Origin of the sequence: Achromobacter sp. GbtcB20, from assembly GCF_019091095.1 — a bacterium.
Taxonomy (GTDB): Bacteria; Pseudomonadota; Gammaproteobacteria; order Burkholderiales; family Burkholderiaceae_B; genus Achromobacter; species Achromobacter mucicolens.
On sequence record NZ_JAGXJZ010000852.1, the window covers coordinates 1 to 239 of the forward strand.

The window sequence follows — 239 nt, forward strand, 5'->3', positions numbered from 1 at the left end:
AGGATCTCGTTGATCAGGGTCAGCAGGTGGCGCCCGGACTTCAGGATGTGGCTGGCGAATTCCTTCTTCTGTTCGCCCGAGGTCGGCAGCGCCTCCGAGGTCAGGATCTGGGCGAAGCCGAGGATCGCGTTCAGGGGCGTGCGCAGCTCGTGGCTCATCGAGGACAGGAAGGCCGATTTCGCCTGGTTCGCGTTGCGCGCCTCGTCGATCGCGTTGGCCAGTTCGGCGTTGGCCAGCGC

At 65.3% G+C, this 239-nt stretch carries 1 protein-coding gene; it reads right to left on the bottom strand.

What is annotated here, in order from left to right; all coding sequences use genetic code 11:
* The coding region (locus KVT32_RS31385; RefSeq protein WP_305864366.1) for a sensor histidine kinase KdpD at positions 1-239 on the bottom strand (239 nt) is incomplete at both ends.